The 3320-nt window shown below is 32.4% G+C and carries 4 protein-coding genes; all 4 read left to right on the forward strand.

All coding sequences use genetic code 11. From position 1 onward, the window contains the following. The coding region (locus MR593_RS11250) for an HAD hydrolase-like protein (protein WP_290692910.1) at positions 1-282 on the forward strand (282 nt) is incomplete at its 5' end. A 91-nt stretch (positions 283-373) separates the two neighbouring features. Continuing rightward, complete coding sequence (locus MR593_RS11255; RefSeq protein WP_290692912.1) at positions 374-1363, forward strand: DNA polymerase beta superfamily protein; 990 nt, start codon at positions 374-376, stop codon at positions 1361-1363. Positions 1364-1524: 161 nt separating this feature from the next. Then, on the forward strand, positions 1525-2619 hold the full coding sequence (locus tag MR593_RS11260) for an amidohydrolase (RefSeq protein WP_290692914.1): 1095 nt from the start codon (positions 1525-1527) through the stop codon (positions 2617-2619). A 210-nt stretch (positions 2620-2829) separates the two neighbouring features. Then, the coding region (locus MR593_RS11265) for a leucine-rich repeat protein (protein WP_290692916.1) at positions 2830-3320 on the forward strand (491 nt) is incomplete at its 3' end.

A 3320-nucleotide genomic window follows, 5' to 3' on the forward strand; every position in this document is an offset into this window, starting at 1 on the left:
TTGAAGTTAGAAGACTTTGACTATGTGACTACCTTCGAAAACAGCCACTACTGTAAGCCAAACTTAGATTATTATAGAGAAATTTTCGAAAAAATCGGTTCTAATCCAAATGAATCTATAATGGTCGGAAATAATGCACTAGAAGATATGATATCTGGTGAGCTAGGTGTTAAGACTTATTTGGTTACAGATAATCTTGAAAATCCTAATAAGGTCGATATAGATCAGTTTGAAAATGGAAGCTTTGATTTTATAGCTGGTAAAATTTTAGAAGTAATTTAATTAATTAAAAACTCTTTTTATTTATATATTGGATAAAGAGAGTTTTTTTATGCTATTATAAACCTAATAAGAGTTGAGAGGAGTGTGAATTATGAGTTTATTAAATCAAAAGGAATATAGCTTTTTAAAAGAAGACGACAGATTTACAAATAAAAGGCTCGCCCTACTAACTTACGGTGGGAGCCACGCATACGGAACTAATAACAAGGGCTCAGATATAGATTTAAGAGGAATTTACCTGCCTACAAAACAGGAAATACTATCTATGACATATGAAGAAAAGCCGTTTACAGATAAAATAACAGACACTGTTATATACCCATTAAAGCAAATAGTAGAGCTACTGTGCAATTGCAATCCAAACACAATAGAAATTCTAGGCACGAGAGAGGAAGACATATTTGCAATAAATGATATAGGTAAAATCCTAAGAGAAAACGCATATGTATTTTTATCTCAAAAAGCATACGATTCATTCAATGGATATGCAGTCAGCCAGCTGAGAAGACTGCAAAACGCCATTGCAAGAGACAGTCTAGCTCAGCCAGACAAGGAAGAGCACATACTCCAATCGATAAAAAGAAGGATGGACACATTTGAAATATCATACAAAGACATATGCGATGGGGAGCTGAATTTGTACATAGATGATACAGATAGAGAAGGATACGACAAGGAAATCTACATAGATATAAATCTAAAAAATTATCCGCTTAGAGATCTGAGAAGTATGCTCGGCGAAATGAACGAGACCATCAAGCAATACGGCAAACTAAACCACAGAAACAACAAAAAAGACGAGCCACATCTGTACAAACACGCGATGCACTTGATAAGGCTTATGATGATGGGCATAGACATCCTAGAGGGAAAAGGAATAAATACATATAGAAAAGAAAAAGATTTTTTACTAGATATAAGACATGGAAAATACTCATTTGATGAGATTTTTGAGATAACAAATGAATACGACCGCAAGTTCAGAGAGGCAAAAAATCATACCGATTTACCTAAATATGTAGATATGAACAAGGTCAATGAACTGATTGCGGAAATAAATTTACAGATAGTAAATGAATAGACTTAGAACTTTAAATCAGCAAAAAGGTGGGGATTAGATTGAAGGACAAAATTACAATAATAATAAATGCAAAAATTTATACTATAAATGAAGAAAATGATGTGAAAAAATTTATCGATGACAACGACGACATAAAGGTAGTCTACGGCAAGGGATGATCTTTGTCGATTTTTGAAGGGGAGGAAGTTGGCAAGGGTCCTAAAAAAGAGCATTTAGATGAGGTATCTAGAGATATTCCCATAGTATTGTCTATTTTAGGTTTTAAATGGTGTATGGATCCTGAAATTTACAAGGAATTAATAAATGACGATAGATTAAAAATCAGAGTTTCGGCTGGATTTTCAATAAGCCCCGATATAAGCCCTATCCACCAAATCGATATAATAAGAGGTATTAGAGAAAGAATTGATTCAAATTATTTCAAGACTACTACAATAAAATTTTTGGCAGATGGAGTAATAGAGGGAACTACTGCTAGCTTGATAGAGCCTTATGAAATTGAAGCTGGCAAGGGTGAGAATTATTACGGTGATTTTTTGTGGGACAAAGACGAGTTTTCAAAGGCGATAGAATATGCAAATAAAAATGGATTTTCTATACACGTACATTCTATAGGAGACAACGCCACTAAGCTGATATTAGATGCTATTGAAAAAGACGATCTAGATGACCAAACAGATTATAGAAATTCAATCACATATATTCAGCTCGTCAGAAAGGAAGACATAAAAAGGTTCAAAAAGTTAAATATAATAGCCAGTGTCCAACCTTATTGGCATTTAAAAGGACCAAATTGGTGGGATGTAGTCGACTATAAGCTGGTAGGTGAAAGGGCAAAACACGAATATCCGCTAAATTCGTTTGTAGAAGCTGGTGTAAGAATTGCCTCTTCATCAGATCACTCAGCAACACCCGTACCGAATCCGTTTTTCGCAATACAAGCAGGTGTAACTAGAAATTTATACAACGCGAGCTATTTTTGTGTAAAGACAATTTGTAATATAGATGAAGAAAAATGGCTGTTAAACCAAGAAGAGAGAGTCAGTGTCGAGGAAATGGTTAGAAGCTTTACTATAAATGGGGCTTATTTAATCTTTAGAGATGATGAGATTGGAAGCATCGAGGTAGGTAAGTACGCAGATTTTATAGTTTTAGATAGAGATATTTTTGGGATTGAGCCGCTTGATATTGAGAAGACACAGGTTTTGATGACTTTTTTTGATGGAGAGGTTGTATATCAAAGGGATAATTTATAAAAAGATAAAAATTATATCAAAATATAAGTTCTTATTTACTTATATCATATCAAAATAAGGTTTATTTAGCATTATATTTAGATTTTAAACTTTTTACATATCAAAAATAAAAAATTATATATTTAATAAAGTAAAAAAATGCATTACAGAGAAATTTCTGATATTATATAGGTAATAAATTAACAAATTATGGGAAAAGGAGGAGAAAAAATGGAAAAGCTGTTTAAAAAAGCGATAGTATTTATAATTACTGCTTCATTTGTATTTAACTCGGGTCTGGGTCAAATGCTATCTTATGCACAGACTAGTGAAATCTACAAAAATGCAAAGTCTATTATAAGTAATTTTGAGTTAAAAAATATAGCTCAAGCTAATTATAATGTAGATATTACTAATGATGTTTCAGCTAACTATAATGTAGCTACTGCTAATGATGTTTCAGCAAGCAGTGACGACAATTTAACTTATGGAGATTTTACTTATGCAGTATCATATCCATCTGATGTAAGAATTATTGGATATACAGGTCAAGATACAGAAATCACAATACCTTCAGAAATAGATGGTATGAAAGTAACAGCTATAGGAATTCAGGCATTTATGAGGTGTAGTTCATTAACAAGTGTAACTATACCTGAAAGCGTAACTATTATAGACAACGATGCATTTCATGGATGTAGTGCTTTAAAAAATATAACTAT

The sequence above is a fragment of the Intestinibacter sp. genome, assembly GCF_022780145.1.
In the GTDB taxonomy this organism is placed as follows: Bacteria; Bacillota; Clostridia; order Peptostreptococcales; family Peptostreptococcaceae; genus Intestinibacter.

Bases quoted from the DNA above. Each gene is read 5' to 3' on its own strand.
- MR593_RS11255 (WP_290692912.1), top strand. From the start codon at position 374: ATGAGTTTATTAAATCAAAAGGAATATAGCTTTTTAAAAGAAGACGAC.